Raw genomic sequence first — 25,281 nt, 5'->3', positions numbered from 1 at the left:
TTTCCAGACCTGTTTTCGTGCTCATGCATCGAAAAGCGCATCAATGATGGCACAGTCGGGTGCCGCATCGCCCGTGCAGCGCGCGACGGTTTCTGATAAGACGCGTTCTATCCGTGTCAGATCGGCTATTTTTGCGCGCACTTCTCCGAGATGTACTTCGGCCATGGCTTGGACTTCGGCGCAAGTCTGGATCCGATTATCAACCAAGCCCAGCAACCCGCGAACCTCTTCTAGCGAGAAACCGAGAGCTCGGGACCGCATGACGAACTTCAATCGTCGTACATGGGTATCATCGTAGCTTCGATAGCCCTTCGTACTGCGCGGCGGGTCCGGCATGATGCCGATTTTCTCATAATAGCGAATGGTTTCCGGGTTGCAGCCCGTCGCTCGTGCCAAATCACCCCGCCGAATTGAACTCACGCTTGTGTTACTCATTTCGCAAAAAAACCCCTTGAGCCTGTATCAACTACAGACCCTAGAACGGTGGAAATATCTGTTCAAGGAAGATTCGATGGAACAAAATTTGGCGGAACTTCCGCAATCTCGGTCGCAGAAAATTGGCGACGAAACCACCAAGGGATGGGGCGTGACCGGCCTCGGCGTCCTCGGTGCGCTGGCGATGACCTCGTGCTGCATTCTGCCGCTTGTTCTGGTCAGCTTTGGCGTGACGGGCGTGTTCATCGCGCAGCTCGGGGCCCTCTATGCCTACAAGTGGTACACCTTCGCGCTGAGCGCCGCGTTCTTGGGATACGGCTTCTACAAGGCTTACAAGCCTGTAGATGCCGAGTCCTGTGCCGATGGCACCTGCGCCCGCCCCATCGACCGCCAAATCATGCGGGCGACCCTCTGGGCCGCTTCCGCGATTGTCGCTGTCGCCATGATCTTTCCCTACATCACCCCCTTCATCCTGAAATTCTGAACGAGGACAATGACCATGAAGCATCTTCTGCTATCCGCCCTGACTATCGCCGCACTCTCGACTCCGACCCTCGCTGAAGAGCGCCAGGTCGAGATCGCCGTCAGCGAACTGACATGCCCGTCCTGTTCATTCATCGTCGCCAGCTCGATGCGCGGTGTTCCGTCGGTCGAGATCGCCGCATTCGAGGACGGCCCCGAATACGGGCAGGGTGTTTACAGCGTGACCTACGATGACGCCGAAACTTCCATCGAAAGCATCATCGGCGCGGTGACGGCCAATGGCTATCCGGCGCAGGTGCTGCCCGACACAGCCTCCTGAGCCGCCTGCAATGCGTGACAATCTGATGGGTGGCCTGCTGGCCTTCGGAATAGCAGCTCCGGTCGTGGTCGTCTGCTGCGGCGGCGGAACTGCCGTGCTTGCAGCGTTGTTCGGCGGCGTTGGGGCTTGGCTCTCTGGAATGAGTGGCATTGCCGTGCTGGTTTTGGCGGGTCTGACCTACCTGATCGTCCGCGCATTGCGTCGTTCGCAAATGAAACGCGCCTCCGGCCCCGACCCATCACAGAGAAAGACGGCTCCTTGACTGGCACACCTGAAAATTCCGACCGTCTGCTGAAATGGGGGCTTGGCGGTGCGCTCTTCGCCGCGCTCTGCTGCTTTACGCCGCTTCTGGTCGTCATCGTCGCTGGCGTCGGATTGTCGGCCCTAACGGGTTGGCTCGATTACGCCCTGTTCCCGCTGCTGTTTTTCAGCCTCGCCGTGGTGGCACAGGCCCTTTGGCTGCGCGCTGGCAAGCCGGGACCGGCCCCGAAACTTTGGGCCACCGGCCTCGCGGTGGCCCTGTCGATCCTGATCATTCTTCTCGAATTCAGGTTCGCAATACGGATCACAATCGGCGTTTTCGCCGCCACAGCACTCTACGCGGTTCTGCTGAACCGTGCGCAAAAGAAAGGAACGCTCTCATGATGATGGGATGTTGCACCGCCACCGGTATGTTCTTCGGTCTTCTCGGCATGCTCACACCGCTGATCGCAATCGGCGCGGTCATTTATCTGTTCGCTGCCAAATCGAACAACCCCGAGTATGGTGAGGCGCGCTGAGATGAAAGACCTGAACAAAAACGACGATGGACAGGGCGGCTATGACCTGATCGTTCTTGGGGCCGGATCGGCGGGGTTCTCCGCCGCAATTACCGGCGCGGATGCCGGAAAGCGCGTCGCTCTCGTGGGACATGGCACCATCGGCGGAACCTGCGTCAACGTGGGATGCGTGCCGTCCAAGGCGATGATCCGCGCGGCAGAGGCCGTGCACGGTGCGGGAGCTGCCAAACGGTTCCCCGGTCTATCAGGCCACGCGCAAGTCGATGACTGGCAGACGCTCGTTCAGTCCAAGGACGATCTGGTCGAGACCCTGCGCCAGAAGAAATACGCGGACCTTCTGCCGGAATATGAGGGTGTCGATTACATCGACGCCGGTCCCGCGCGGCTGATCGAAGGTGGCGTGACAGTCGGTGAGCGAACCCTGAAAGCACCGAGGACCATCATCGCCACGGGCGGGCGTCCCGTCCTGCCGACCATCGACGGCATCGAGGAAATCGGCGCGCTCGACAGCACCAGTCTTCTGGAGCTCGAAGTACTGCCGAAAAGCCTGATCTTCATCGGCGCGGGTTACATCGGCGCGGAACTGGCCCAGATGATGAGCCGCATGGGCGTGAAGGTCACGCTTGTTGCCCGTTCGCATCTGTTGCCCGGCGCGGAACCAGAGGTCTCGGAGGCATTGGCGGCGGCGTTCGAGGCCGAAGGCATCACCCTTCTGACCGGGTTAAGCTACGACACTGTGCGCCGCGACGACGCGGGCGTGACACTGCGCGTGATCCAGAACGGAAAGCCTGTCGAAGTGACGGCGGATCACCTCGTTTCGACCGCTGGCAGGCGGGCCAATACCGAAGATATGGGCCTGGACGCAATCGGCGTGGAAACCGACGCGCGTGGGTCCATCGTCGTCGGCGAGGACATGCAGACATCGGTGCCCGGCATCTATGCTGCGGGCGATGTGACCAACCGTGACCAGTTCGTCTATATGGCGGCCTATGGTGCAAAGCTCGCAGCCAAAAACGCAGTGCTTGGTGAGGACCATCGTTACGACAACGCCGCGATGCCCTGGGTTGTGTTTTCCGACCCGCAGGTCGCGGGCGTCGGTCCCAGTGAAACCCAGGCTCGGGACGCGGGCTTCGACGTCAAGACGTCCATCGTGCCGCTCGATCAAGTGCCGCGCGCGCTGGCCGCACGCGACACGCGCGGATTGATCAAGCTGGTGGCGGACAGAAAGACCGACCGGCTGCTTGGTGGCCAGATCATCGCGCCCGAGGGGTCCGATACGATCCAGACCCTCGTCATGGCGCTGAAGTTCGGCATGACAACAAAGGCGCTCGGCGAGACGATCTTCCCGTATCTGACGACCGTGGAAGGGCTGAAGTTGGCGGCGCAAACCTTCGACATGGACGTGGCGAAGCTGAGCTGCTGCGCGGGATGACAGATCGGCAAAAAAACTGGAGGCTCTGGCAACCACTACAGCGTGTTGCAAGATGCCTTAATTGAAAGCAAACCCGCTCCTTCCATCGTCGCAGGATACTTTTTGAACGCCCTTTCCAGACAGGCCCACCAGTCGGCAACCATCGGGTAGACGCACATTGTCGGCAGCGGCCCGTGTAACCGACGGAGGCTCTAACGGACAAATCCCGCCTGACGTCGAGCATCCGCCCAGGACAAGCAGACCGACGATGGTGGAACTGAGGGCCAGACGACGCTTAGCGCGAGCGTGCAATGTCCCGAGCAGGAACCTGTCCATCGCGGAATTCTGCATCCAATGTATCCTCTTGCGCCTGCTCATCTTTTGACCCGTGGCACGACTTTCCAATCAATTTGTGCATCACAACGTGTGCCCCGAGGCAGAGTGCGATCGGCGCAAAAAGCCCGACGTTGGTCCACAGACCGGCAATTGTACCCCCAGCGACAAAGAAGGCCGCGATCGGCAACAGCATGACGGCACAACAGACCACCATGCCATAGTGCATCAGTTTCGATGACCAGGTGGGTTTTTGGCTTTGAGTGTCAGACATGTAGCTCTCCAGACATTCTCGGACGTCTGTGCAACATTCCAGTGAGGTAAGGTCAAGGGTACATTTCGATACACTTGATCAGATGACGGTCTACGAATAGTTGTCCGGGTAAATCAGTCAGGTTGCCGAATTCAGCGCGTAAGACAAGACTGTCACACCGGGGATCGAGACCAGGCTGAAGAGCAGAGCTATATTCCTCGTTTTGGATTTGCTTGTATCAGACGTCTCGCCTGAACGTTTTGTCAGAACGGCCAGAAGCGCGATGAATGCGCCCGGCACAACGGCGTAGAGATACACGCCAGAGATGTTGTGAAAAATGAACGACCGCTCAAGCGTTGGTCCAACCACGCTTACTGCGGTTGCGCGATTGCCGCTGAAGGAGCCAAACAAGTCAGCCGACAGTACATAAACGAGAATGTGAATCGCGATGAAAGTGGCGCTTCGAAGGAGGCCATCCAGAACGATATACCCGATCTCCGAGCGGTCGGGATTATTCAACGTGTTATGTGCGAAGACAAACCCGATATAGTTGACAATAAATACAACCGGCAGCCCGTTTGTCATCACCTGACGCAGAAACCGCCCGAGCGCTGTGGAATTCGTCACGAGCATCGCCGCAAAATTGGGCGTGCTGACGACGTAGACAAACAGAAACGGCAGGATGCTTGCCATGCTCAGAAGGGATACGTTCCAACAAAACCTACCAAATGGCAGCGCGGGAGAATAGCTTTGTCGGAACGTATCGGGAGAAAGCACGTCAGCCGTGTGTCGCGAAAACCCGGGTCGATCCGTCCATAAGCACAAGCATCACATCATACGGATCGCCCCTGGTGCCCATACCGGGCGACCCCATAGGCATGCCCGGCGCTGTCACGCCGCGCGCCGCAGGCTTTTCCTGCAGCAACCGCGCGATGTCGGAGGCAGGCACGTGGCCCTCAACGAAGTAGCCACTCACAGAAGTCGTGTGACATCCGGCGAGCTCTGGCGCGATGCCGTATTTCTGCTTCAACACTTGAAGGGTGTCATAGTCGACGTCTTCAACTGATGCTTTGAACCCGGCAGAGATCATCTCATCAACCCACGCACCGCAGCAGCCGCAGGTCGGTGTTTTGGTTACCTGCAACATCGGGGTAGCAGTCTGTGACAATGCGGGACCTGCTGCAATCGCACTGGCGACCGTCAAGACAAATTGGCGTCTGTCCATTTCGAACTCCTTTTTCTCTTGGTTCTGATACTTGACATGCGTTCGGGAGTCGACCGGTAGACGTTGTTACATTTGGCTACAATCACGGGATGGGCGTTCCTGAGCCGGAATGTCTATAAAGACAATATGAAAGAGCAACCACGTATACTGGTCGTCGACGACCATTCAGAGATCAGAAAATCCGTAACAAGTTATCTGGAACGGAACGGACTACGTGCATCTGCGGCAGAGAATGCCGAACAGATGGACAGTAAGCTCGCAGAAGCCAATTTCGATCTCATCGTGTTGGATGTCATGATGCCGGGGGAAGACGGGTTGTCCGCGTGTCGGCGGCTGCGCAGGGAAGGACATACACCGATCCTGATGCTGACCGCATTGGGAGACGATGACGACCGCATAGCTGGCCTGGACGGCGGGGCGGACGACTACCTTGCGAAGCCCTTCAACCCCAAAGAACTGTTGGCGCGGATTAATGCAATTCTGCGACGAACGCAGCAAATCCCGCAGATCGACGACTTTGCCGGGAAGACAGTCAAATTTGCACATCTTGAGCTAGATGTCGACGGTCGCACTCTGATTGACCAAACTGGGTCCCGCACGCAACTCACGTCCGGGGAACTGAAATTGCTAACGCTGTTCCTCAAAAGGCCGAGGGCCGTCCTCGACAGAGACCACCTTCTTGAACTCAGCACAGGACGCATAGCGGGGCCTCTGGATCGAACAATAGACAATCAGGTGAGCCGATTGCGCAGGAAAATCGAGCAGGATGTATTGCGGCCCAGGGTCATCGCGACTGTGCGTAATGGTGGATACAGCCTGTCTTGCGATGTCGAGATATGCGCATGAAGATGTTACCACGGACGTTGCGCGCGCAGATTGCGCTTCTGGTCCTCGGCGTACTGTCCCTCGCACAGGCCCTAAGCCTGTGGTTCTTTGTTGATGAAAGATCGCTTGCCGTACAGGCTGCGATCGGTGCCGAAGCAGCGGCGCGCGCGGCAAACGTCGCTCAGTTGATTGAAGGGGCTCCCCCGGAACTGCACGCGCAGATCATTCGCGCTGCGACCTCACCGCTTGTGCGTTTCGATCTGGCAAATGCTCCAACGGTCCCCCATGGAGATCATGATGAAGGCGGGGCGGTTGAGGCACGGATCCGGGCATTGCTGGGAGAGAGTTACAGCCGTGATATTCGGGTTGAGGTTCATGAAATTGAAGGAGGCCTGCTGCCACTTCCAAATCTGTCTCCTGAAATGGCGGAAATGCATGCTGAAATGATGCAAGGCAGCCTTGCTGCCATTGAAATGGAGCTTTCTATTGCATTGGCAGGTGGAAGTTGGCTCAACGTCGGTACGCGATTTGAAAGGCCGCCGCTGCAATGGTCCCTCGCCTCCAACATATCATTTGCTGTGACTGCGGGCCTTCTGTTGGTTGCCAGTTTCTGGTTTCTTCTCTCCAGATTGACCGGCCCGCTCAACAACCTGGCAAACGCATCCGAACGCTTGGGGCGTGGTGCCGGAGAGGGGGACTTGCCGGTTGTGGGACCGAAGGAAGTGCAAGACCTGACCCATGCGTTCAATACTATGCAGGATCGCTTGACACGTTTTGTCAGTGACCGAACCCAGATGCTTGCGGCGCTGGCGCACGATCTCCGTTCCCCTCTGACCGCCCTTCGCGTGCGGGCAGAGATGGTAGATGATGAGGATACACGCGCATCCTTAGTGACATCGAGCGAAGAGATGCAACAAATGGTCGATGCAACTCTGGATTTCGCGAAGGGTGTGGGCCAGCATGAAGACGTCCAATCCATTGATCTTCATGATCTGATTATCGGTTTGGGGTTGGACAAGGTTCAAATGAACAGCGAAGGGCCCCTGATCGCATCTGTGAAGCCAAGTGCGATGGGGCGCGCCATGAGAAACCTGATTGAGAACGCGATCCGCTATGGGAACGAGGCCAGAGTATCTTGGGAAAGGTCGGGCGATGAGGTAGTGATCGCCATTGACGACAATGGGCCCGGCATCCCCAAAAATCAACTAGAGGCAGTCTTCGGGCCTTATGTCCGACTTGAGACGTCGCGATCACAAGAAACGGGCGGTCATGGTTTGGGGCTGTCAATTGCGCGAAGTATCGTCCTTGAGCACGGCGGTTCCATTTTGTTGAAAAATCGCGTTGGCGCGGGGCTCCGCGCAGAAATCACGCTGCCAATCATGCCGGGTGCCGGAACCTCGCGACAAGAGTCACTTTCGCCACGTATAGCGCATGCTATTACTAGCCTCAAACCACAATAATTTCCAAAGGTACGTATATGAAACGAAGACATTTTCTGACGTCTGTTGTTGCTCTTTCGGTGTGCGTAAAAACAGCATTTGCACATAGTGACGCAGAGCATGATCGCCGCATCGGACCATCTGTCGTGCCTCCTGAGCATTTGCCGCGCGAAGTTGAGTATTCCGAGGCTGGGAAGCCGGGAGAAATACATGTCGATCCGAACCAGTTCGCGTTGTTTTGGACTTTACCGAACCATCGGGCGATCAGGTACACGGTCGGAATTGGCAGGGAAGGCCTCTATGAATCCGGCGAGTTCTATGTCGCGCGCAAGCAAAAGTGGCCGCGCTGGACGCCGACACCTGCAATGATAAGCAGAGAGCCCGGCCGATATCTTCGTTTTGCCGGCGGTGTTCCTGGGGGACTAAAAAATCCACTGGGTGCAAGAGCGTTGTACCTCTTTCAACCGGGTCGAGGAGACACATACCTAAGGCTTCACGGAACCACGGACCCGAAGACGATCGGTCGACGCGTCTCGAACGGTTGCGCGAGGCTCACGAACAACCAAATTGTCGAGCTTTACGAGCAAGTCCCGCTCCAGACGCGTGTTGTGCTCAAACCTATCGCCGCTTGAGAACAGCAAAAAACGCTCGCAGAGCCTTGGTAGCGATACATATAGTTACAAAAAACCAACCGCCCAGCTATTCAGGGAAACCATGCGATTGGGTAATCTAACGCGGAAGCAGGTACCCTAATCGAGGTTAGTTCCATGATCCAAAAACAAACAGTTTTGACACGTCGCTCATTCTCTACCGGGGTAGGGGCGGCAGCATTCGCAGCGCCTTCTATTCTGGGCGCTCAAGAACAAGCTCCGGTTCGGCGCAACATGTCTTCGTTCCGAACGCATGCTTGGCAGGATCACTTTGATCGGCTCGGAAATGGCATCATCATTTCGGATACGGTCTCACGTGTTCTGCAGCATTGGACGGCAGACGGCGAAATGCGTATATATCCAACGTCCGTGCCGATGACAGACGAGCTGACGCGGCGCGGATACACCGAAATCGTCTTCAAGGATCCAGAGCCGGACTGGGCGCCAACACCGTCCATGCTTGAAAGAGACCCCACTCTGCCATCCTATGTGCCCCCCGGACCGGAAAACCCTTTGGGCATCCGGGCCATGCATTTGACATGGCAGTATTACAGAATCCACGGGACAAACGATACACGCAAGATCGGGCGGCGCTCATCAAACGGCTGCATTGGTCTGTTTAACGAACAAATCATCGAAGTGTATGACCAGACGCCAGTTGGCACTCAAGTCAAGCTAATCTGATGGCGAGATCCGGCATTTTCATCGCGGCGGTCCTGGTTGTCGGGGGGCGCCTGTGATCTGGCAGCAGTTGCAGCCGGTCGAAAGCTTCATAAACAGCGGCGTGAAAATGGCTGTTGCATATGTGCGGGAACTGCAGCGTGCAAACGGGATCAACTAATGGAGTGCTGGAAATGCGAATAAAGGTTTGGATCACATCCACGGTCATTGCGACGATCGGCGTCGCGGCTTGGGCGCATACTGGGGCAACGGGTGTTGTCCTCGAGCGCATGCAAGGCATGTCTGCGATGGGAGAATCCATCAAGACACTCACCCCGATGATGCGGGGTCAAGTTCCATACGATGCCGATCTGGTACGTCGTGAGGCAGACGCAATGGTCGGGCATTCGGGTGAACAGATGGCACGGCTGTTTCCCGAGGGGTCGGGTGGGGGCGTGTCCAAAGCGTTGCCGTCAGTGTGGGAAGACAGCGAACAGTTCGCGGCCCTCGCGGAAGACCTGAAAACAGCCGCAGAAGGATTGAAGTTGAGCGCAGGCAATGGGCTGGCCACAGCACAAAGCAACGACAGTGGATCAATGATGGGCGGTACAACCGGCGGGATGATGGGCGGTGGCGCTTCCTCCATGATGGGTGGAGGTATGATGGAATCGAACCAGGTCATGACGGGCGAGATGTTTGCCAACATGCCCGCAGACGCGGCGTTCACAATGGTTGCTCAGACATGTTCGGCCTGTCATCAGAAATTCCGCAAAGAAGACGAGTAAGCAAGTGCGTTGGGGGCGTTGGATTATTGGCGCGGTGGGCGTCGGCGGGATCGGCGTTGTCGCGGCAACGATAGCCTGGCCGATCGGAGCAGCCGTTACAGAGATAAGTCTGGCCGGGGATATTGACCGGGGATCGTATTTGGCACGGGCCAGCGGTTGTATCGCGTGCCACACCAACTTTGAATCCGGAGGTGCCCCGCTGGCCGGGGGTGCTCCTCTCAAGACAGACTTTGGCACCTTTTACCCGCCAAATCTTACAACCGACGCGGAACATGGAATGGGAAACTGGACCGTGGCAGACTTCGCAAAAGCAGTGAGGCAGGGTATCTCTCCTGACGGCGATCCATATTATCCGACCTTTACGTATCCGTTTTATGCAAATTTCACGGATCAGGATATTGCTGACCTGTGGGCCGCATTCCAGACCGTGCCAGCCGTGAACGTGCCAGCGCCAGCCCACGACGTCCCTTTTCCGTTCGATCAACGATGGGGGATGAAGCTTTGGAGAGCGGCGTTTTTGACGGAACCCTTTACGGCACCCGAAGCCGACAAAAGCGACGTCTGGAACCGAGGCAAGCTGCTGGTTAACGGTGCCGCACATTGCTCTGCCTGTCATACGACGCGGAACGTTGTAGGTGCACGCATTGTGGCTGAACGGTTTTCGGGCAACGATGCCCTGCCTGGAGGCGGCAAGGCCCCATCGATCCGTTCCGGCGATCTTTTGTCAGAAGGTTGGACAGTAGACGATCTGGCTTATGCATTGCGATCTGGCATCACGCCTTCGGGTGATGTTTTTGGCGGATCAATGGCCGAAGTTGTACGCTATGGAACGAGCTTCCTAAGCGATGCAGACCTGACCGCGATGGCCATCTACCTTATGGACAACGATATATAGTACTGGAAATCAACTGATGATCACGCTCAATCGCCGACAATTTCTCGCTACGTCCAGCGCATTTGCCGGGATATCGGCGTCTGCTGGTTTCGCGAATACGCCGCCAACCAACCTGATTGCACAAGAGAGCGACGTGCAGTTGCTGCCTGGTGACTATGGCAAAACTTCGCTTTGGTGCTTTGACGGGAGTTCACCGGGCCCGGAAATCCGTGTCGCCCAAGGTGGTCGGGTGCAGCGCAGATTAGTCAACCGGTTTTCCCAAGGAACTTCAACGCACTGGCACGGAATCCGGATCGACAACGCCATGGATGGCGTTTCGGGCCTGACGCAGGATGCCGTCCAGCCAGGGGATGCCTTCGACTATGACTTTATTGTCCCGGACGCTGGCACCTACTGGTATCACGCGCATAACCGTTCGTTGGAACAGGTGGCCAGGGGACTCTATGGCGCCCTGATCGTTGAAGAAGCGGAGGCCCTCGATATCGATCGGGAGGAGATTTTGATACTTGATGATTGGCGCATCAATCCCGAAACCGCCCAGATCCAGAATGACTTTGGTGCGCCTCGTGATCTCAGCCACGCGGGAAGGCTCGGAAACCTGATTACGACCAACGGGACTTTTAATCTCGCTTTGTCTGCGCGCAGGAATGAACGCCTGCGTCTGCGGCTCGTCAATGCCTCCAACGCGCGCAATTTCCAGTTGAGCCTCGATGGCCTCGACGGGTGGATGGTCGCCCTTGATGGGATGCCGTTGACTGCACCAATTAAAGTAACTGACACCATGACCCTTGCACCGGCCCAACGTATTGACCTAATCGTCGATGTAACGGCGAACGTCGGAGAAACGGCCCATATCGTTCAGGTTGGTCGCGAAGAGACTTTTAGCCAGGTCGCTTTCGAGGTCGAGGAAGGTGGCACCGTAAACCGCAGGGATGCGCCCGCGGCCCTGCCTCCGAATGACCACGCAATGGTTGATCTGCAGGACGCCACAACGCTCAGTCTGAGTATGGAAGGGGGCGCGATGGGCCGTTTGAGTTCCGCTTCTCTTGGTGGGGAAATCAAGCCGATGGGCGAGCTTGTTCAAGCCGGGTATTTCTGGTCGTTCAACGGGAAGGTTGACGGTATCGACGGCGAACCTTTCGCGCGATTGGACCGAGGGCAGAATGTGCGTTTGAAGATGGTGAACGATACGGTTTTCCCACATGCCATGCACCTGCATGGTATGCACTTTCATGAAGTGGCAGAGGATGGCACGCTCGGACCACTACGTGATACCACGCTCCTTGAACGCGGAGAGACGCGTGAAGTCGCGTTCGTGGCGGACAATCCTGGCCAGTGGCTGCTGCATTGCCATATGTTGTCACATGCGGCCTCGGGCATGATGACCAAGATCGTTGTTGGATGATGACCCGATCTGCATATCTCGGGCTTGGACTTGCGGGTGTCGCGGCGGTTGCGGCCTTCCTTTGGACTGAAATCGGCGACGCGCCCCTTTCGTCAAACTCCGCGAGCGCCGGCCCGGTCGACATAGCCGCAGGTGAGATCCTTTACGCGGAAAACTGCGCCGCGTGCCATGGTGCAAACCTAGAGGGCGAGGAAGACTGGCGCACGCCGCGCGAAGATGGAAGCCTGCCAGCTCCTCCGCACGACGCGACCGGACATACATGGCATCATCCTGACAGCATGCTTTTTACCTACACCAAGCAAGGGGGCCAGGCGACGCTCGCCGCGCAAGGCATTGAATTCAACAGCGGCATGCCGGGTTTCGGCGAACAACTGAGCGACGAGGACATCTGGAACATCCTCGCATACATCAAATCAATCTGGCCGGAGCGTGAACGCGCCGCGCAGGCCGATCGAACGGCACAGGACATAGCGTCAAAAGGAGACGGGTAATGAAGAGATTTTTAGCCACCGCTGCACTTGTGATGCTTCCCATAGCTGCGATGGCAGACGGCCTTGACGAAAACCGGATCAAGGAACTTGTGCTGGAAGCCATCCGCGAAAATCCGGGCATTGTATTCGAGGCCGCCCAATTGTTCGAAGAGCAGCAACAAGCTTTGCAGGCGCAAGCCGCAGCGGAGGTTCTCGATACTGAAAAAGCCACGCTTGAAAATGATCCAAACGCACCTGTTCTGGGCAATCCGGAGGGCGATGTCACGGTTGTGGAATTCTTCGATTACAACTGCCCATATTGCCGTAGGGTCAAACCTGAAATGGAGGCACTGCTTGCCGCCGATCCCAACGTCAGGGTCGTGTATCGAGAGTGGCCGATTTTGGGGGAGGGTTCGGTGTTTGCCGCCCGCGCGGCATTGGCTTCGCGCAATCAGGGCAAGTATGAAGAATTCCACTGGGCGATGATGCAGTTAAAGCAACGCGCTGAGGAAGCCACGATTATTCGCGTTGCGGAAGACATCGGCCTCGATGTTGCACAGCTGCGTCGCGACATGACCGCACCGGAAATTGAAGAGCACATTCAAACTTCCATGCGGCTTGCGCAGTCGCTGGGGTTCAGTGGCACACCTTCATTCGTGATCGGCGACAGTCTTGCGCCGGGTCTGATTCAGGCGGACCAGATGATTGAACTTGTCGATCAGGCCCGGGCCGCCGAATAAGGACAAGCCTACGCGGCTGAAGCGTCGTAGCCTGCGTCAACGATGGGTTGCCGCACGGCGGCTTGTTCCAATGTGCTTTGGACAGTGACGAGGCAAAGGTCCAGATCGGTCGCAATGACGCCCGATGGGTCTTTCGCCTTGATACCGCTTTCGATGGCGGATGTGCAGTGTTCACAGGTCATTTTCGGGACGGAAAAAATCATGAGGGTCTCCATTTGCAACGCGACCTGACTGTTGCTGATTCCACTGGCGGGAAGGTCAAGACACTTTTGACCGCAAAAAAATTCAGTTCCCCTCTTGAGCTTCCCGCAACTGGAAGCCTTAGATTGAAAGCGACTTGGTAGAGGATGCTTTGATGACAGGTTCCAGTTCCATACAGCTTTCAATCACCGGCATGAGCTGTGCGTCATGTGTCGGACGGGTCGAAAATGCCCTGAATGATGTGCCTGGTGTTTCGGGCGCAAGCGTGAACCTTGCCAATGAGACGGCGCGGTTCCAAAGTGATTTTCCTGCCGCCACAGGTGCCGCAATCGAGGCCCTGTCAGCTGCTGGCTATCCGGCCAGAACGGCCCGGGTCACGTTGAATGTGGGGGCGATGTCCTGCGCATCCTGTGTGGGTCAGGTTGAACAGGCCCTAAAGGCCGCGCCGGGTATTTTAGACGTGGCGGTCAATCTCGCTGCCGAAACGGCGGCTGTCAGCTATCTGCCAGATGTCATCGCACCTAAAGAAATCGCCGAGTCTAGCACGGCTGCAGGATACCCTGCCGAAGTTGCAGATACAGATGCGCAGGTCAGCCGATCAGAACGCAAGGCCGACGAGGCAAAGGCCCTGGCGCGCCGCGTCGTGTTTGCCGCTATTCTGACCGTTCCGGTGTTCATTCTGGAAATGGGCAAACACACGATCCCGGGCTTTGAGGAGTTGATTGAGCGTACAATCGGCATCCAGACTTCTTGGTTGATCCAGTTCGCGCTTGCGACGGTGGTTCTGTTTGGACCGGGTTGGGGCTTTTTTGCAAAAGGCATTCCGGCGCTGCTCAGACGTGTTCCGGATATGAACAGCCTTGTCGCACTCGGCACAGGTGCGGCATGGAGCTATTCAGTCGTGGCGACGTTTTTGCCCGACCTGCTGCCCGACGGCGTTCGAGCCGTTTATTTCGAAGCGGCTGCGGTCATTGTCGTGCTTATCCTGCTGGGGCGCTTTCTGGAAGCCCGCGCAAAGGGTAAGACCGGTGCCGCCATACAGGCGCTTTTGGGCTTGCAGGCAAGGACGGCGCGGGTTCTGCGCAACGGAAAGGCCAGCGAGGTCGAGATCGAGGCACTGCGGATCGGGGATCTGGTCCTAGTGCGTCCCGGTGAAAGGGTGCCCGTCGATGGCGACGTGACAGACGGGTCAAGCAATGTCGATGAAAGCATGATCACTGGCGAACCCCTTGCCGTTCCGAAAACGGCGGGCAATCCAGTGACCGGCGGCACCGTGAACGGCACCGGTAGCCTGACCATCGCGGCCACTCGGGTCGGGGCCGATACCACGCTCGCCCAGATCATTCGTATGGTGGAAGAAGCGCAGGGCGCGAAGCTGCCGATCCAGGGGTTTGTCGATCGTGTCACCATGTGGTTCGTACCGGCCGTTCTGGTTCTGGCGCTCGTGACCGTGGCTGTCTGGCTTCTGGTTGGTCCTGATCCGGCCCTGACCTTTGCCCTGGTCGCAGGCGTGTCTGTTTTGATCATTGCGTGCCCTTGTGCCATGGGATTGGCCACGCCTACCTCAATCATGGTGGGCACGGGCCGCGCGGCCGAAATGGGGGTTTTCTTCCGCAAAGGGGATGCGCTGCAACATCTGGATGAAGTTGATATTGTTGCGCTCGACAAGACGGGAACCGTCACACACGGTCAGCCAAGCCTGACCGATCTCATTACGACTGATGGCTTTGATCGTGCAGAGACACTCGCCCTCATCGCATCTGTCGAAGCGCAATCCGAGCATCCCGTGGCCGAAGCCATTGTGCAGTCTGCGGAAAACGAAGGCGTGTCCTGGCCGGATGCTACGGAGTTCCGTTCCGTGACGGGCTACGGCGTCGAAGCTCTGGTCCAGGGCCGCAAAGTACTTGTTGGCGCCGATCGCTTCATGGCGCAACGGGGCATCGACATTGGCCCGTTGGAAGATCGGGAACGGGCATTGGCTGACAAGGGACGTACCGCGCTCTTTGCCGCCGTTGATGGATCCCTTGCGGCAGTGATTGCTGTTTCTGACCCGGTGAAATCGTCCAGCGCCGATGTCATCCGTGCCCTGCATGATCGCGGGATCAAAGTCGCCATGATCACTGGCGACAAGAAGGCCACAGCAGACGCGATTGCCCGCGAGGTCGGGATCGACCACGTTGTGGCCGGGGTGCTGCCAGATGGAAAAGTTGCAGCGCTCCAGGAACTGAAGCAGGGCAATCGCAAGATCGCCTTTGTCGGCGATGGCATCAACGACGCACCAGCGCTGGCCCATGCCGATGTCGGCATCGCCATCGGAACCGGCACGGATGTGGCCATTGAAAGTGCCGACGTGGTGTTGATGTCCGGGGATTTGCGCGGCGTGGTGAACGCCATTGAAGTGGCTCGCACGACCATGCGCAACATCCGGCAGAACCTCATATGGGCCTTTGGATACAATGTGGCGTTGATTCCGGTCGCAGCGGGCGCACTCTATCCCGCCTTTGGGCTGCTGTTGTCACCCATCTTTGCCGCCGGGGCCATGGCGCTGTCTTCGGTATCGGTTCTGAGCAATGCGCTTCGTCTGCGCCGTATCAAACCGACGATGGCAGAAGGTGACGCGCCCCAGCAACCCGCAACGAAACTCACAACGCAGCCAGCAGAATAGGAGAACAAGGTGAATATCGGGGAAGTATCAGAACGCGCGGGCTTGCCACCAAAGACAATCCGCTACTACGAGGATATTGGTCTTGTTCGACCTCTGCGCAGCGATAACGGGTACCGCGCCTTTCGGGAGAGCGACATTCACAAGCTGGCGTTCCTGGGCCGTGCCCGAACACTGGGTTTTTCGATTGAAGACTGCCGCACGCTTCTCGACCTCTACGAAGATGAATCCCGCGAAAGCGCGCAAGTAAAATCGGTCGCGAAAGAGCATCTTACGGCCATTGACAGAAAAATCGCGCAACTCAAGTCAATGCGACAGACGCTATCGCACCTCGTTGACGCGTGCCAAGGCGATTATCGGCCAGATTGTCCAATACTGGAGGACCTCGCCAAAGGATCCTGACCTTATTTGTCTGTGGCGAGCGCGGCGGCGTCCAATGCGTTTAGAACAGCGTCAGATGTCAGGACTTCGGACAATATGATCCCGTCTGGTGCATTCGGCCCATAGACGATGTTGAAGGGTATCCCAAACCTGTTGTGAGCCTCCAGATATCGCGAAATATCGGGATTGGGCCGCGTCCAGTCGGCCTGCATTGCGACGACTTTTTCGTCTCGCAATCGGTCAACGACCGGCACTCGGTCCAGCACCAGCGTCTTGTTTGCCTTGCAGGTCAGGCACCAATCTGCGGTGACGTCGACAAAGACCGTCTGGCCCTGAGAGATCAGTCTTGGGATTTCGGAGCGGTCGAATGTGACCCAATCCTGACCAATCTCTTTTATCGTTGGCGGGGGGGTCAAGGTACCCGGAAGTGCAAGGCTGAGGACGGCAACGGCAGCCAGCGCGGCAGTTCGCGTATATCTCCCCGGCAGCTGGATAGTGGCAAAGAGAACGAAGAGCACTGCAAGTACCAGAACCGAGACGGCAACCCGGACACCCGACACGCCCATCAGGACCCAGAGCAGCCAGATCGCGGTGCCAGCCAAAAGACCGGCAAGCACCCACTTAACGACAAGCATCCATCGGCCGGGCTTGGGCAACAGTCGGACCATGCCGGGCTTCCAGGCAAACAGCAGATAGGGCAGGGACAGCCCAAGGCCCAAAGCCGTGAACACGATGATGACATCAATTGGGCGACCGGACAGGGCAAAGGCCACCGCCGTCCCAAGGAAGGGGGCTGAACAGGGCGTTGCCAGTACCGCAGCAAAGGCACCCGTCGCGAAATCCCCGATGTAACCGTCCCGAACGCTTGATCTGGCCAGCCGCGACTGTAACCCGGAAGGCAGCGAAATCTCGAATATCCCGAACAGATTGGCGGCAAAGACAGTCAGGACCAGAAACATGATTGTCAGGAAAACAGGGTTTTGGAATTGCAGACCCCATCCCACCGTGATCCCGACGGACTGCAAGACCAAAATTCCAGCGGACAGCACCCACATGAACACCAGCACGCCAAGCGCCGACATCAGGAATCCGTTCCGAACCTCGTGTGATGGTTTGTCTCCATGATTGAGAACCGATGTCAGTTTGATGGACAGGACGGGCAGAACGCAGGGCATGACATTCAGGATCAAACCACCGAGGAAAGCAAAGGCGGCGATCGCCAGTATCTGCGCCAGATCAGGCAGGTTCGCCACAAGCTCGAAAGGCGCATCCGGGACGGTATTTGACCACTCAGGCATGGCCGTCACGGCGCGTGACCCGTCTGTCACCGTAACTTGCAACAGTGGCAATTGTTCTTCACTGGCCAAGAGGGGCAATTTCGCCCAAAGTTCCGTTCCCGCGCTATTCGTTCGGATGTCCGGCTTTCCGAAGGTAAATGTCGGTCCCATTTCCGGGAATACGTCCGGGTTCACAAAGGCGTTTGCACTGCGCGCTGTGACGTAGAGCGCGCCATCGGCGATTACAGCCGTCTCGACCTCGATGTCAGCCGCATCGGGACCAAGCGGCACCCGTTCGGCAAACTCGGAGATAAGCGCAGCGGAGGCCGCATCAATTCCAGCGCCAGCCGGGATCGTCAGAGCGAGGTTGAAATCATGGGGCACGCACACGGTCGAGCAGGTTAACAGCGTGACTCCCGCCTGAAGCTCGACCGCCTGTCCGGCTGTTTCAAGAACCGCCTGGATGGGAAGGACAACACGTTTGTTGTACCCGAAATTCTCGATCCCGAATGCTGTGAAACGCTCAGGCGCAGGCCAGAGTATCTGTGCCGTCGCCAGGTTTGTCGATCCATCCCACGAGATTTCAGGCGGCAGACCGACCTCGCCGGGTGAGCGCCAATAGGCTTTCCAGCCCTCGGCCAGCTTGATGTCGAGGCCGAGTGACAAAGTTCCGGAATTCGTCGCAACGCCATTTTCGACAGAGATAAGCCGCGCTGAAATCGCCGTGTTCTCGTAAGTATCAGTTGACGCTGCGACGCTCATGGATGCCCAGAGACACGCCATCAACGCCAAAACAAGACACCACGGGGCTCGCAACATCATTTGGGGCGCTTTCGTCGTTGTTGCTCAAAAGCAGGCGCAGATCCCTGGGCCAACCTATTGGCGGCGGAATTTTTGCGACAGTTCCTAAGGCCCCGAAGGAGACGGGCATGGCAAATCCAATTAGGCTCTACACTGAAACACATACCACGCCCCAACCTTCTTCGCGTTCCAGTTCGACGATCTGTCCGATCATTTTGTCGCTGATCTGGCCTTGAACGACGGTACGACCAATCACAAGCGCAGGTGTGCCTACAAAGGCAAAGACCCGGGCAAGAGCCGCACTATTTTCCAGTTCTTGGGCAATCTCGGCGCTTTCCATGTCGGCAACCAATTGGGTGCCATCAACACCAAGATCATCCGAAAGTCGACGGAGATACTCGGGCGTTGCTTGAAATGGGCTCTTCATCAACCTCTCATGGAACGCGACGTAGGCCCCTTGTCGTTTTGCCGCTAACGCGGCTTTGGCGGCCAGGTTCGAGCTATCTCCGAGCAACGGAAGCTCATGCCATGCGACCACAACCTCGTCATCCATCTCTTGTGACATATCCGCCAGACGTTTGGTTTGCACTCGGCAGAAAGGACAGTAATAATCTGAGAACGAGGCCATCGGAATCTTCGATGCAGTCGTTTCAAGACCCCCATAGAGCGCACCACAAATATCTTCGGAAACCCTCTTCAGGGCCGCGGCTTTCCGTGCTGTCGCCTCAGCACTGTCAACGTTGCCCAAACCTACGAATGGGTCAAATCCGCCTGAAGTCTCTCCCGCCACATATTTTCGAAAACCAATCGGAGTGTCGAGCGGAACGAGTTCGAGCCTTTCGGGCAGCAAAGAGGGCACCGTACGGAGGGCAGTGTAACCCGCTAAGATCGCACCGATCGTCAATAGCGTTGATCGCTTCTTGGTGTCCATCCTCAGCCGTAAATTGGGGTCGCATTGGCGGTCAATCATACCGTCTCAACTTGCGACGCGTCAACTTTACAAACCGATACAATATTATTCGTGAAAACATAGCATTGCGGAGATAGTCAAGCGATCGGAGGTTGAGTGCAAATGCATCTTCAGCCTCTGGCGATATTGCTGTCATGAACGGATTAAAGCTTGAGCTATTCGGGAAAACAAATTGGTCTTCTCGCGGCTGCTGGGTCGGCGGCTTTGCTCTTTGCAGCTTTCGTGTTTCAGGCTTTGGGCTATGCACCCTGCGCGATGTGCATTTGGCAGCGGTATCCGCATGTAGTTGCAATCGGCATGGGTCTGCTTTTGACGATGGGGCTACCGATAATTCCACTCTTGCTCATCGGCGCAGCTTCTGCGGCAACGACTGCGGCACTCGGCGTCTTCCACACGGGTGTCGAACGGGATTGGTGGGAAGGGCCTACGTCCTGTACGGGATCCGGGCTCGACATGAGCTCAATGTCGGCCGAGGACCTTTTGTCTACCGATGGGGCATCTAACTTAGTCATGTGCGATCAGGTGGCATGGGAATTTCTAACTTTGTCGATGGCCAGTTGGAACGCATTGTTAAGTCTGGTGCTTGCGGGGCTATGGGTGTTCGCATTCGCGATGCGTCAAAGTAACAGCGCCGGGCCAAGTCTCACTTCACCATGACCCCTGAGGCTCAGTCGCCAAAAACACCATTCAAGTATCCCAATTTTACATAATAAACCCTCTGCGCCGTTTGTTCAATTATTAACATAAACTTCATTATGCGTAGTTATACTTAGTATTGCGATAGTATATTATCGTATGTATGCTGAACTCCTCTCCCGGAGGTTTCGCAGCATGCACCATCTAATCAAGAAGCTTCTCCCCTCGGTCGCTGTCGCTTTGACTGTGACAGGTTTTACGCTGCCGGCACCCGCCCGCGCGCAGACATACCCGATTGACTGCGCGATCCTCTTGTGCCTGTCTGGCGGCTGGCCTGCATCCGTCCCGTGCGCCCGGGCTCGCGCCGAATTCATCAGGCGGATCACGCCCTGGCCAGTGGAACCGCCGCTGCAAATCTGGCGCTGTCCCATGGGCGCCTCCTATGAGAACGATCGGCCATCAAACAACGCTGGCCGCATCTTTGAAGCCTTGTACCAGGCGGACAACCGTCGACCGCTCCAATCCTTGCCAGTCGACGATCTCGTGCCCACCGACGAGGCACTCCGGCGCGTTCAGGACCGCGCAGACATCGATATCAGCGGACCTGAGTTCAATTTCGTGCGTTCCATCCGCGTCTTCGATGTACGGTATGCACGACAGCACGAGTCCGGGCGCGATGGTGACTGCAACCGAAGCGCGACCGTGGTTCTCGGCACCTATGGGACCCAAGGCGATTTCTCATGGCAGCGATCTTCCATAACTGCCCTGCCCGAGGCGCATGTGGGACTTGAACGTTGGGGCCAGAATTGCCCGGGTATCTATCACCGATCTGTCTTCGTCGATTGGCGTGACTATGAGGGCAACTACGGCTTCGAACAGGTGAACTACTAGCGCTGACAAAGACAGCGGCACTATCAAACTGCGGAAATTTGAGCGTGCTAAGTTACTCAAATACCAGCCGTTCGCTGCTGTCTGTGGTAAGGTCCGGAGGGCGGACTTTCCCGACATTGATGCTTGGGCATGTTGCTGACGCAGCATCGCTTCGCGGGTGCGGTACGCACGTCGCTGCGTTGCAGCCAAAGTCGCAAAATCGGTCATTTAAAGCCCCGCCGAGCCACAAATTTCAAACCGTGCTTTCGCCGCAGACGGTTCCAACGCTTCAGTCGCGGGACGAGGCAGTTTCTGAGTCTGTCTACCTTTCGGATCACGCATCACCCCCTCGCTTCAGCCCGCGCAAGTGGACCCGGCTCTTCGCGAATGGGGAGGTGGATCAAAGCGGCCAACAGGCCCAGCACCACAGCAGCCCACCACATCAGCGTGTAGTCTTGTGCAACGTCATAGATGCGACCACCAAGCCAAGCACCGATGAAACTGCCAGTTTGGTGACTGAAGAAAACAAGACCCGCCAAGGTTGAGAAGAACTTCAATCCTTGGGTCTGCGCCACCAGTCCCATCGTCAACGGCACGGTTGAAAGCCAAAGCAGGCCCATTACGGCCGAGAACACCAGAACACTGACCTCTGTGACCGGCACAAGAACAAACAGCGAGATCACCACGGCGCGCGCAAAGTAGATGCCGCTAAGAACGGCTTTCTTTGACAAATGCTGGCCCGACCATCCCGCGAAGAACGACCCGGCGATGTTAAACAGGCCGATCAATGCCAGCGACCAGGCCCCAATAGATGCGGCAAGGCCAAGATCCATGACATAGGCGGGCAAATGGGTTTGGATGAACGCCACGTGAAACCCGCAAACGAAAAAGCCGAAGAACAGGCAAAGATAACTCCGGTCGGTGAAGGCAACCGACAAGGCGTGGCCGAAATCGCTCGCGCTTGACCCAGATGCGGTTGGCTTTGCCACGCGCGCGATGAAGATCAGGAAAGGCAGGATGAGTGCAAAACTGCATCCGATCACGATCAGAGCGGTTTGCCATCCGATTGTGCCAATCATCGTTGTTGCCGTGGGTGCCGCGACAAACATCCCAAGCGAGGCCGCTGCGGTCCCCAGACCCAAGATGAAACTTCTACGTTCCGCACTGACAATCTTGCCCAGGGCGCCGATCACGATTGGAAACGAGGCCGCGCCGGTGCCAGCGCCGACCAGAATGCCTGTCAGAACAAATAATGTCGGGTCGGTCGTCATGCCACGCAGGGCAAAGCCAATCCCTGCGCATATCGCGCCAAAGGCAAGAACCCGTGCCGTTCCAAACCTGTCTGCAACTGCCCCGGCAATGGGCTGAGCAAACCCCCAAGTGAGAAGTTGGATTGCAACGGAAAGAGAAAATACTTCGCGGCCCCAGCCAAGGTCCTGCGACATGGGCGTCAGAAAAACACCAAAGGTGGCGGCAAATCCAAAACCCAGAAAGGCCACCATGCAGCCCGCAAAAATGGCCGCACGAAGGCCTGGTGTCTGCACGTCATCTGTCGTCATATCCGCCCCTGTCTATGGTGGAAACGCTGTTGCAGCACTTGTTCACTTTCCCTCAAACCGGGGTGTTTCCTTGGCCAGAAAGGCCGCGATCCCGGCGGGGCCATCGCGCGTGCGCATCATGTCGGAGATAGACCGTGTTTCCCGATCCAACTGGGTTTCCAACCCATCTGAAAAGGCCGTGTCCAGTAGCCGTTTCACACCGCCAAACGCTTGCGTCGGCCCGGATGCGACGTTTCGCGCGAGCGCACGCGCCTCATCCACTACGGTCTCGGGTGGCACCACCTTGTTGACCAAACCCCAATCCCGCGCCTCTGTCGCCGTCAGGACCCGATTGGTCAGCATCAGTTCTTTTGCCCGCAGCAACCCGACGTGTTTCGCAAGGTAGTAGGTCGACGATCCGTCCGGTGTCAGACCCGAGGACGTATAGGCCGAGACAAACTTGGCCTTTTCAGACGCGATCACGTAGTCGCCAGACAAAACCATCGAGAACCCACCGCCACCAGCGGTGCCGTTCACGGCCATAATGACGGGCGCGTCAATCCAGGCAAGTCGGATCAACCCTGCGTGCAGCAGCGTGGCCATGCGAGTCAGGTGCGCGGGTTTGTCTGGGGCGGCGTCCATTTCGGCAAGATCCCCACCGCCGCAGAACATCTTACCGCTGGCAGTCACGATCACGGCGCGCACGTCTGGCGCACCGCAACGCACACCGACGTCAAACAACTCTTCGGCCATACGCGCGTTCAATGCGTTGGCAGGGCTATCCTCTCGATCCAAGGTAATTGTCGCGATACTTTCGGCAATTTCAAAGCGGAGTGTTTTATAGTCCATAGTTTCTGCCTCAGATAGATGTCACGGCGCACGCCTTGCGGCCTGTCGTTCCAATTCAAAAGTGTGCGAAAGCTGAGCTTCGGCGTCGTGGGCCTCTATGCGCTCGCCGCAATCTGGGCAGGTCATGTGGGGCCTGACAACCTTGCCGCAAGCCTTGTGCGTGATCTGCACAGGGGTGTCATCCGTGCCCAACCAGCGATCGCCCCATTGCTTTAACGCGATGATCACCGCCCACAGGTCGCGCCCCTTTTCCGTCAGGCGGTATTCGTGCCGTGGCGGGCGTTCTGAATATGGCGCGCGGCGGATCACCCCTTCCGCTTCCAGCTTCTTTAGACGTTGCGCCAAAAGGTGAGACGACATGCCTGTGAGGCGCAGGAAATCGTCAAAGCGTCGGGTCCCAAGGAACATTTCCCGCACAATCAGAAGCGTCCATTCATCGCCGACTTGTGCAACGGCGCGCGCGATGGTGCAGGTGTGCGACGGAAGGTCAGAGCGGCTCATCAACAGTCACTTCTTTTTTTAAATTGACTAACTTCTAAAGTTGAAGTCTCCTGCTTGTCAACAAGTCCCGTCGCATATTCGAGAGGCCTCAAATGAAAGTCTACTTTGCCCCCCAGTCACGCGCCGTGCGCACGGTTTGGCTGCTCGAAGAAATGGGTCAGCCTTATGAGCTGGTGAAATTCACATTGGGCCAGAAAGAAATGCGCGGTCCGGACTACACGGCGATCAATCCTAATGGCCGGGTGCCCACACTGGTTGATGGCGATATCACGATCAGCGAAAGCACCGCAATTGCACAGTATCTGGCGGCCAAATATGCACCCAACTTGGCTGCTGCACCTGACGCCCAGAACTTTGCCGAATACCTGCAATGGCTGCACTATGCCGAGGGCATGATCATGCCACCGATCAACAACTATGTGGTCGAAACCATCCTGCTTCCCCCCGAACGGCGCAATGATGAGATCGCCGCGCGCGCGCTCAAGCTTTTGAACCGCACGCTCGCGGCGGTCGAGCATCATATGGAAGGGCGTGACTTTCTCGCCGGGGATTTCACGATTGCGGATACCATCACCGGACACGCAGTCGTCATGTCGCGTCGCCTTGGTGCGGCGTTCGAAAACCTGCCGAACCTCTTAGCCTACGCGGATCGACTAGAGGCCCGCTCCGCCTTCCAGACGGCAGAAGCAGCATAGAGTAACGATATGACCGCAAAGCCCATCTGTCTGATCATCGGTGCCGGAGACTACATCGGTGCTGCCATTGCCAGGCGTTTTGCCAAAGGTGGGTTTCATGTTGTGATGGGTCGCCGACGGGGGGAAATGTTTGCCCCCCTGGTCGCCGAAATTGAGGCCGCGGGCGGCAGCGCCCAAGGGTTCAGCTGGGATGCCCGCAAGGAAGAAACCACGACCGAGATGTTCGCGCATGTCGAGGCTGAGATCGGGCCGATAGAGATCTGCATTTTCAATGTCGGCGGCAATGTGCGGTTTCCCATTCTAGACACAACCGAACGTGTCTTTCGCAAAGTTTGGGAAATGTGTGCCTACGCTGCGTTTCTTTCGGGGCGTGAAGCTGCAAAATACATGGTGGAACGGCAGAAAGGCTCGATCTTTTTCACCGGGGCAACGGCCTCCGTGCGCGGCAGTGCGGGATATGCCGCGTTCGCCTCAGGCAAATTCGCGCTGCGGGGACTTGCCCAATCCATGGCGCGCGAGTTGGGCCCCAAAAACATCCATGTCGCGCACTTGGTCATTGATGCGGGCGTCGACACCGCATTTGTGCGCGACCGGGTCCGACAATCGGGCAAAGATCCCGATACCCTGCCCCCGGACACGCTAATGAACCCAGACAGCATTGCCGAAGCCTATTGGACCCTGCACCACCAAACGCGCGACGGCTGGACCCACGAGATGGATATCCGCCCCTTCGCCGAAACATGGTGACAGCCGACAGCCTGCACGGTTCCAGACAGGCCGGTCCTCCAACAGA

The 25,281-nt window shown here is 57.2% G+C and carries 31 protein-coding genes; 21 read left to right on the top strand and 10 right to left on the bottom strand.

Translation table 11 applies throughout. The annotated features are described in order from the left end of the window. Positions 1-21 precede the first annotated feature (21 nt). Positions 22-435, bottom strand: a complete 414-nt coding sequence (locus DSM107133_RS23070; RefSeq protein WP_058314107.1) for a helix-turn-helix domain-containing protein — start codon at positions 433-435, stop codon at positions 22-24. 76 nt (positions 436-511) lie between these two features. Here DSM107133_RS23070 and DSM107133_RS23065 point away from each other — a divergent pair, with 76 nt between their 5' ends. From DSM107133_RS23065 to merA, 6 genes are read left to right on the top strand one after another with little or no spacing between them, the layout of a single operon-like run. Further along, a complete protein-coding gene (locus tag DSM107133_RS23065) occupies positions 512-919 on the top strand; it encodes a mercuric transporter MerT family protein (protein WP_240310512.1) in 408 nt (135 codons plus the stop codon). A gap of 15 nt (positions 920-934) precedes the next feature. Beyond that, positions 935-1,237: a periplasmic mercury ion-binding protein gene (locus DSM107133_RS23060; RefSeq protein WP_072629818.1), complete on the top strand. Its 303-nt coding sequence runs from the start codon at positions 935-937 to the stop codon at positions 1,235-1,237. A 10-nt stretch (positions 1,238-1,247) separates the two neighbouring features. Beyond that, the gene (locus DSM107133_RS23055) at positions 1,248-1,499 is read left to right on the top strand and encodes a hypothetical protein (RefSeq protein WP_072629817.1); all 252 of its coding nucleotides are present in this window, start codon (positions 1,248-1,250) and stop codon (positions 1,497-1,499) included. Continuing rightward, positions 1,496-1,882 carry a mercury resistance system transport protein MerF gene (gene merF / locus DSM107133_RS23050; protein ID WP_072629816.1) on the top strand — a complete coding sequence of 129 codons (387 nt, stop codon included), beginning with the start codon at positions 1,496-1,498 and terminating at the stop codon, positions 1,880-1,882. Before DSM107133_RS23055 ends, merF begins: the two co-directional genes overlap by 4 nt. After that, a complete protein-coding gene (locus DSM107133_RS23045) occupies positions 1,879-2,016 on the top strand; it encodes a hypothetical protein (RefSeq protein WP_153218051.1) in 138 nt (45 codons plus the stop codon). Before merF ends, DSM107133_RS23045 begins: the two co-directional genes overlap by 4 nt. Position 2,017: 1 nt before the next feature. Beyond that, complete coding sequence (gene merA / locus DSM107133_RS23040) at positions 2,018-3,448, top strand: mercury(II) reductase (RefSeq protein ID WP_211317755.1); 1,431 nt, start codon at positions 2,018-2,020, stop codon at positions 3,446-3,448. A 274-nt stretch (positions 3,449-3,722) separates the two neighbouring features. On the opposite strand, the gene DSM107133_RS23035 is transcribed toward merA, so the two are convergent. The 3 genes from DSM107133_RS23035 to DSM107133_RS23025 all read right to left on the bottom strand — a co-directional run bounded on the left by DSM107133_RS23035 (position 3,723) and on the right by DSM107133_RS23025 (position 5,238). Next, complete coding sequence (locus DSM107133_RS23035; protein WP_058314104.1) at positions 3,723-4,034, bottom strand: DUF2933 domain-containing protein; 312 nt, start codon at positions 4,032-4,034, stop codon at positions 3,723-3,725. A 117-nt stretch (positions 4,035-4,151) separates the two neighbouring features. Beyond that, the gene (locus DSM107133_RS23030; protein WP_235872024.1) at positions 4,152-4,706 is read right to left on the bottom strand and encodes a hypothetical protein; all 555 of its coding nucleotides are present in this window, start codon (positions 4,704-4,706) and stop codon (positions 4,152-4,154) included. Between the two features lie 85 nt (positions 4,707-4,791). Further along, entirely contained in the window at positions 4,792-5,238 is a 447-nt protein-coding gene (locus DSM107133_RS23025; RefSeq protein ID WP_058314103.1) for a DUF411 domain-containing protein, read from the bottom strand. 126 nt (positions 5,239-5,364) lie between these two features. Here DSM107133_RS23025 and DSM107133_RS23020 point away from each other — a divergent pair, with 126 nt between their 5' ends. The 9 genes from DSM107133_RS23020 (at position 5,365) to DSM107133_RS22980 (ending at position 13,107) form a co-directional block, all read left to right on the top strand. Further along, the gene (locus tag DSM107133_RS23020; RefSeq protein WP_072629815.1) at positions 5,365-6,084 is read left to right on the top strand and encodes a response regulator; all 720 of its coding nucleotides are present in this window, start codon (positions 5,365-5,367) and stop codon (positions 6,082-6,084) included. Further along, the gene (locus DSM107133_RS23015; protein ID WP_114293406.1) at positions 6,081-7,523 is read left to right on the top strand and encodes an ATP-binding protein; all 1,443 of its coding nucleotides are present in this window, start codon (positions 6,081-6,083) and stop codon (positions 7,521-7,523) included. Before DSM107133_RS23020 ends, DSM107133_RS23015 begins: the two co-directional genes overlap by 4 nt. 17 nt (positions 7,524-7,540) lie before the next feature. Continuing rightward, positions 7,541-8,134, top strand: a complete 594-nt coding sequence (locus tag DSM107133_RS23010; RefSeq protein WP_114293400.1) for a L,D-transpeptidase — start codon at positions 7,541-7,543, stop codon at positions 8,132-8,134. Positions 8,135-8,269: 135 nt separating this feature from the next. Next, positions 8,270-8,836, top strand: a complete 567-nt coding sequence (locus DSM107133_RS23005) for a L,D-transpeptidase (RefSeq protein ID WP_114293399.1) — start codon at positions 8,270-8,272, stop codon at positions 8,834-8,836. 170 nt (positions 8,837-9,006) lie between these two features. Then, on the top strand, positions 9,007-9,597 hold the full coding sequence (locus tag DSM107133_RS23000) for a cytochrome c (protein ID WP_072629811.1): 591 nt from the start codon (positions 9,007-9,009) through the stop codon (positions 9,595-9,597). Positions 9,598-9,601: 4 nt separating this feature from the next. Continuing rightward, a complete protein-coding gene (locus tag DSM107133_RS22995) occupies positions 9,602-10,492 on the top strand; it encodes a cytochrome c (RefSeq protein ID WP_084649620.1) in 891 nt (296 codons plus the stop codon). Between the two features lie 16 nt (positions 10,493-10,508). Then, complete coding sequence (locus DSM107133_RS22990; RefSeq protein WP_072629810.1) at positions 10,509-11,897, top strand: multicopper oxidase family protein; 1,389 nt, start codon at positions 10,509-10,511, stop codon at positions 11,895-11,897. Next, positions 11,894-12,388: a c-type cytochrome gene (locus DSM107133_RS22985; protein WP_072629809.1), complete on the top strand. Its 495-nt coding sequence runs from the start codon at positions 11,894-11,896 to the stop codon at positions 12,386-12,388. The genes DSM107133_RS22990 and DSM107133_RS22985 overlap by 4 nt, the downstream gene beginning before the upstream one ends. After that, positions 12,388-13,107, top strand: coding sequence for a DsbA family protein (locus DSM107133_RS22980; protein ID WP_072629808.1), 720 nt, complete (start codon positions 12,388-12,390; stop codon positions 13,105-13,107). The genes DSM107133_RS22985 and DSM107133_RS22980 overlap by 1 nt, the downstream gene beginning before the upstream one ends. Positions 13,108-13,115: 8 nt before the next feature. Here the strand turns inward: DSM107133_RS22980 and DSM107133_RS22975 are convergent, their stop codons facing one another. Beyond that, positions 13,116-13,310 (bottom strand): heavy-metal-associated domain-containing protein, encoded by a 195-nt coding sequence (locus tag DSM107133_RS22975; RefSeq protein WP_072629807.1) that lies wholly within the window; start codon positions 13,308-13,310, stop codon positions 13,116-13,118. A 152-nt stretch (positions 13,311-13,462) separates the two neighbouring features. Between DSM107133_RS22975 and DSM107133_RS22970 the strand changes: the two genes are divergently transcribed. Both DSM107133_RS22970 and cueR read left to right on the top strand, forming a co-directional pair. Next, positions 13,463-15,973 carry a heavy metal translocating P-type ATPase gene (locus DSM107133_RS22970; protein WP_072629806.1) on the top strand — a complete coding sequence of 837 codons (2,511 nt, stop codon included), beginning with the start codon at positions 13,463-13,465 and terminating at the stop codon, positions 15,971-15,973. A 9-nt stretch (positions 15,974-15,982) separates the two neighbouring features. Next, positions 15,983-16,372 carry a Cu(I)-responsive transcriptional regulator gene (gene cueR / locus DSM107133_RS22965; RefSeq protein ID WP_072629805.1) on the top strand — a complete coding sequence of 130 codons (390 nt, stop codon included), beginning with the start codon at positions 15,983-15,985 and terminating at the stop codon, positions 16,370-16,372. A gap of 2 nt (positions 16,373-16,374) precedes the next feature. Here the strand turns inward: cueR and DSM107133_RS22960 are convergent, their stop codons facing one another. Both DSM107133_RS22960 and DSM107133_RS22955 read right to left on the bottom strand, forming a co-directional pair. Then, a complete protein-coding gene (locus DSM107133_RS22960; RefSeq protein WP_114293405.1) occupies positions 16,375-18,390 on the bottom strand; it encodes a protein-disulfide reductase DsbD domain-containing protein in 2,016 nt (671 codons plus the stop codon). Between the two features lie 187 nt (positions 18,391-18,577). Beyond that, positions 18,578-19,360 (bottom strand): DsbA family protein, encoded by a 783-nt coding sequence (locus DSM107133_RS22955; protein ID WP_072629803.1) that lies wholly within the window; start codon positions 19,358-19,360, stop codon positions 18,578-18,580. A gap of 189 nt (positions 19,361-19,549) precedes the next feature. On the opposite strand from DSM107133_RS22955, the gene DSM107133_RS22950 reads away from it, so the two are divergent. Both DSM107133_RS22950 and DSM107133_RS22945 read left to right on the top strand, forming a co-directional pair. Beyond that, entirely contained in the window at positions 19,550-20,056 is a 507-nt protein-coding gene (locus DSM107133_RS22950) for a disulfide bond formation protein B (RefSeq protein ID WP_058314090.1), read from the top strand. Positions 20,057-20,230: 174 nt separating this feature from the next. Continuing rightward, positions 20,231-20,926, top strand: a complete 696-nt coding sequence (locus DSM107133_RS22945; protein WP_009808043.1) for a hypothetical protein — start codon at positions 20,231-20,233, stop codon at positions 20,924-20,926. A gap of 320 nt (positions 20,927-21,246) precedes the next feature. On the opposite strand, the gene DSM107133_RS22940 is transcribed toward DSM107133_RS22945, so the two are convergent. The 3 genes from DSM107133_RS22940 to DSM107133_RS22930 all read right to left on the bottom strand — a co-directional run bounded on the left by DSM107133_RS22940 (position 21,247) and on the right by DSM107133_RS22930 (position 23,793). Further along, on the bottom strand, positions 21,247-22,407 hold the full coding sequence (locus DSM107133_RS22940; RefSeq protein ID WP_275890936.1) for an MFS transporter: 1,161 nt from the start codon (positions 22,405-22,407) through the stop codon (positions 21,247-21,249). Positions 22,408-22,506: 99 nt separating this feature from the next. After that, on the bottom strand, positions 22,507-23,292 hold the full coding sequence (locus DSM107133_RS22935; RefSeq protein ID WP_114293398.1) for an enoyl-CoA hydratase-related protein: 786 nt from the start codon (positions 23,290-23,292) through the stop codon (positions 22,507-22,509). Positions 23,293-23,313: 21 nt separating this feature from the next. Beyond that, positions 23,314-23,793, bottom strand: coding sequence for a helix-turn-helix domain-containing protein (locus DSM107133_RS22930; RefSeq protein WP_068248240.1), 480 nt, complete (start codon positions 23,791-23,793; stop codon positions 23,314-23,316). A 92-nt stretch (positions 23,794-23,885) separates the two neighbouring features. Here DSM107133_RS22930 and DSM107133_RS22925 point away from each other — a divergent pair, with 92 nt between their 5' ends. Together DSM107133_RS22925 and DSM107133_RS22920 are read left to right on the top strand one after the other, a co-directional pair. Further along, positions 23,886-24,488, top strand: a complete 603-nt coding sequence (locus DSM107133_RS22925; protein WP_009808047.1) for a glutathione S-transferase family protein — start codon at positions 23,886-23,888, stop codon at positions 24,486-24,488. A gap of 9 nt (positions 24,489-24,497) precedes the next feature. After that, complete coding sequence (locus tag DSM107133_RS22920) at positions 24,498-25,235, top strand: SDR family oxidoreductase (RefSeq protein ID WP_009808048.1); 738 nt, start codon at positions 24,498-24,500, stop codon at positions 25,233-25,235. The last annotated feature ends 46 nt before the right edge of the window (positions 25,236-25,281 follow it).

It is taken from the genome of Pseudosulfitobacter sp. DSM 107133, from assembly GCF_022788695.1.
In the GTDB taxonomy this organism is placed as follows: domain Bacteria; phylum Pseudomonadota; class Alphaproteobacteria; order Rhodobacterales; family Rhodobacteraceae; genus Pseudosulfitobacter.
The sequence above is the reverse complement of the archived record's forward strand: the minus strand, read 5'-3'. Positions and strand labels throughout refer to the sequence as shown.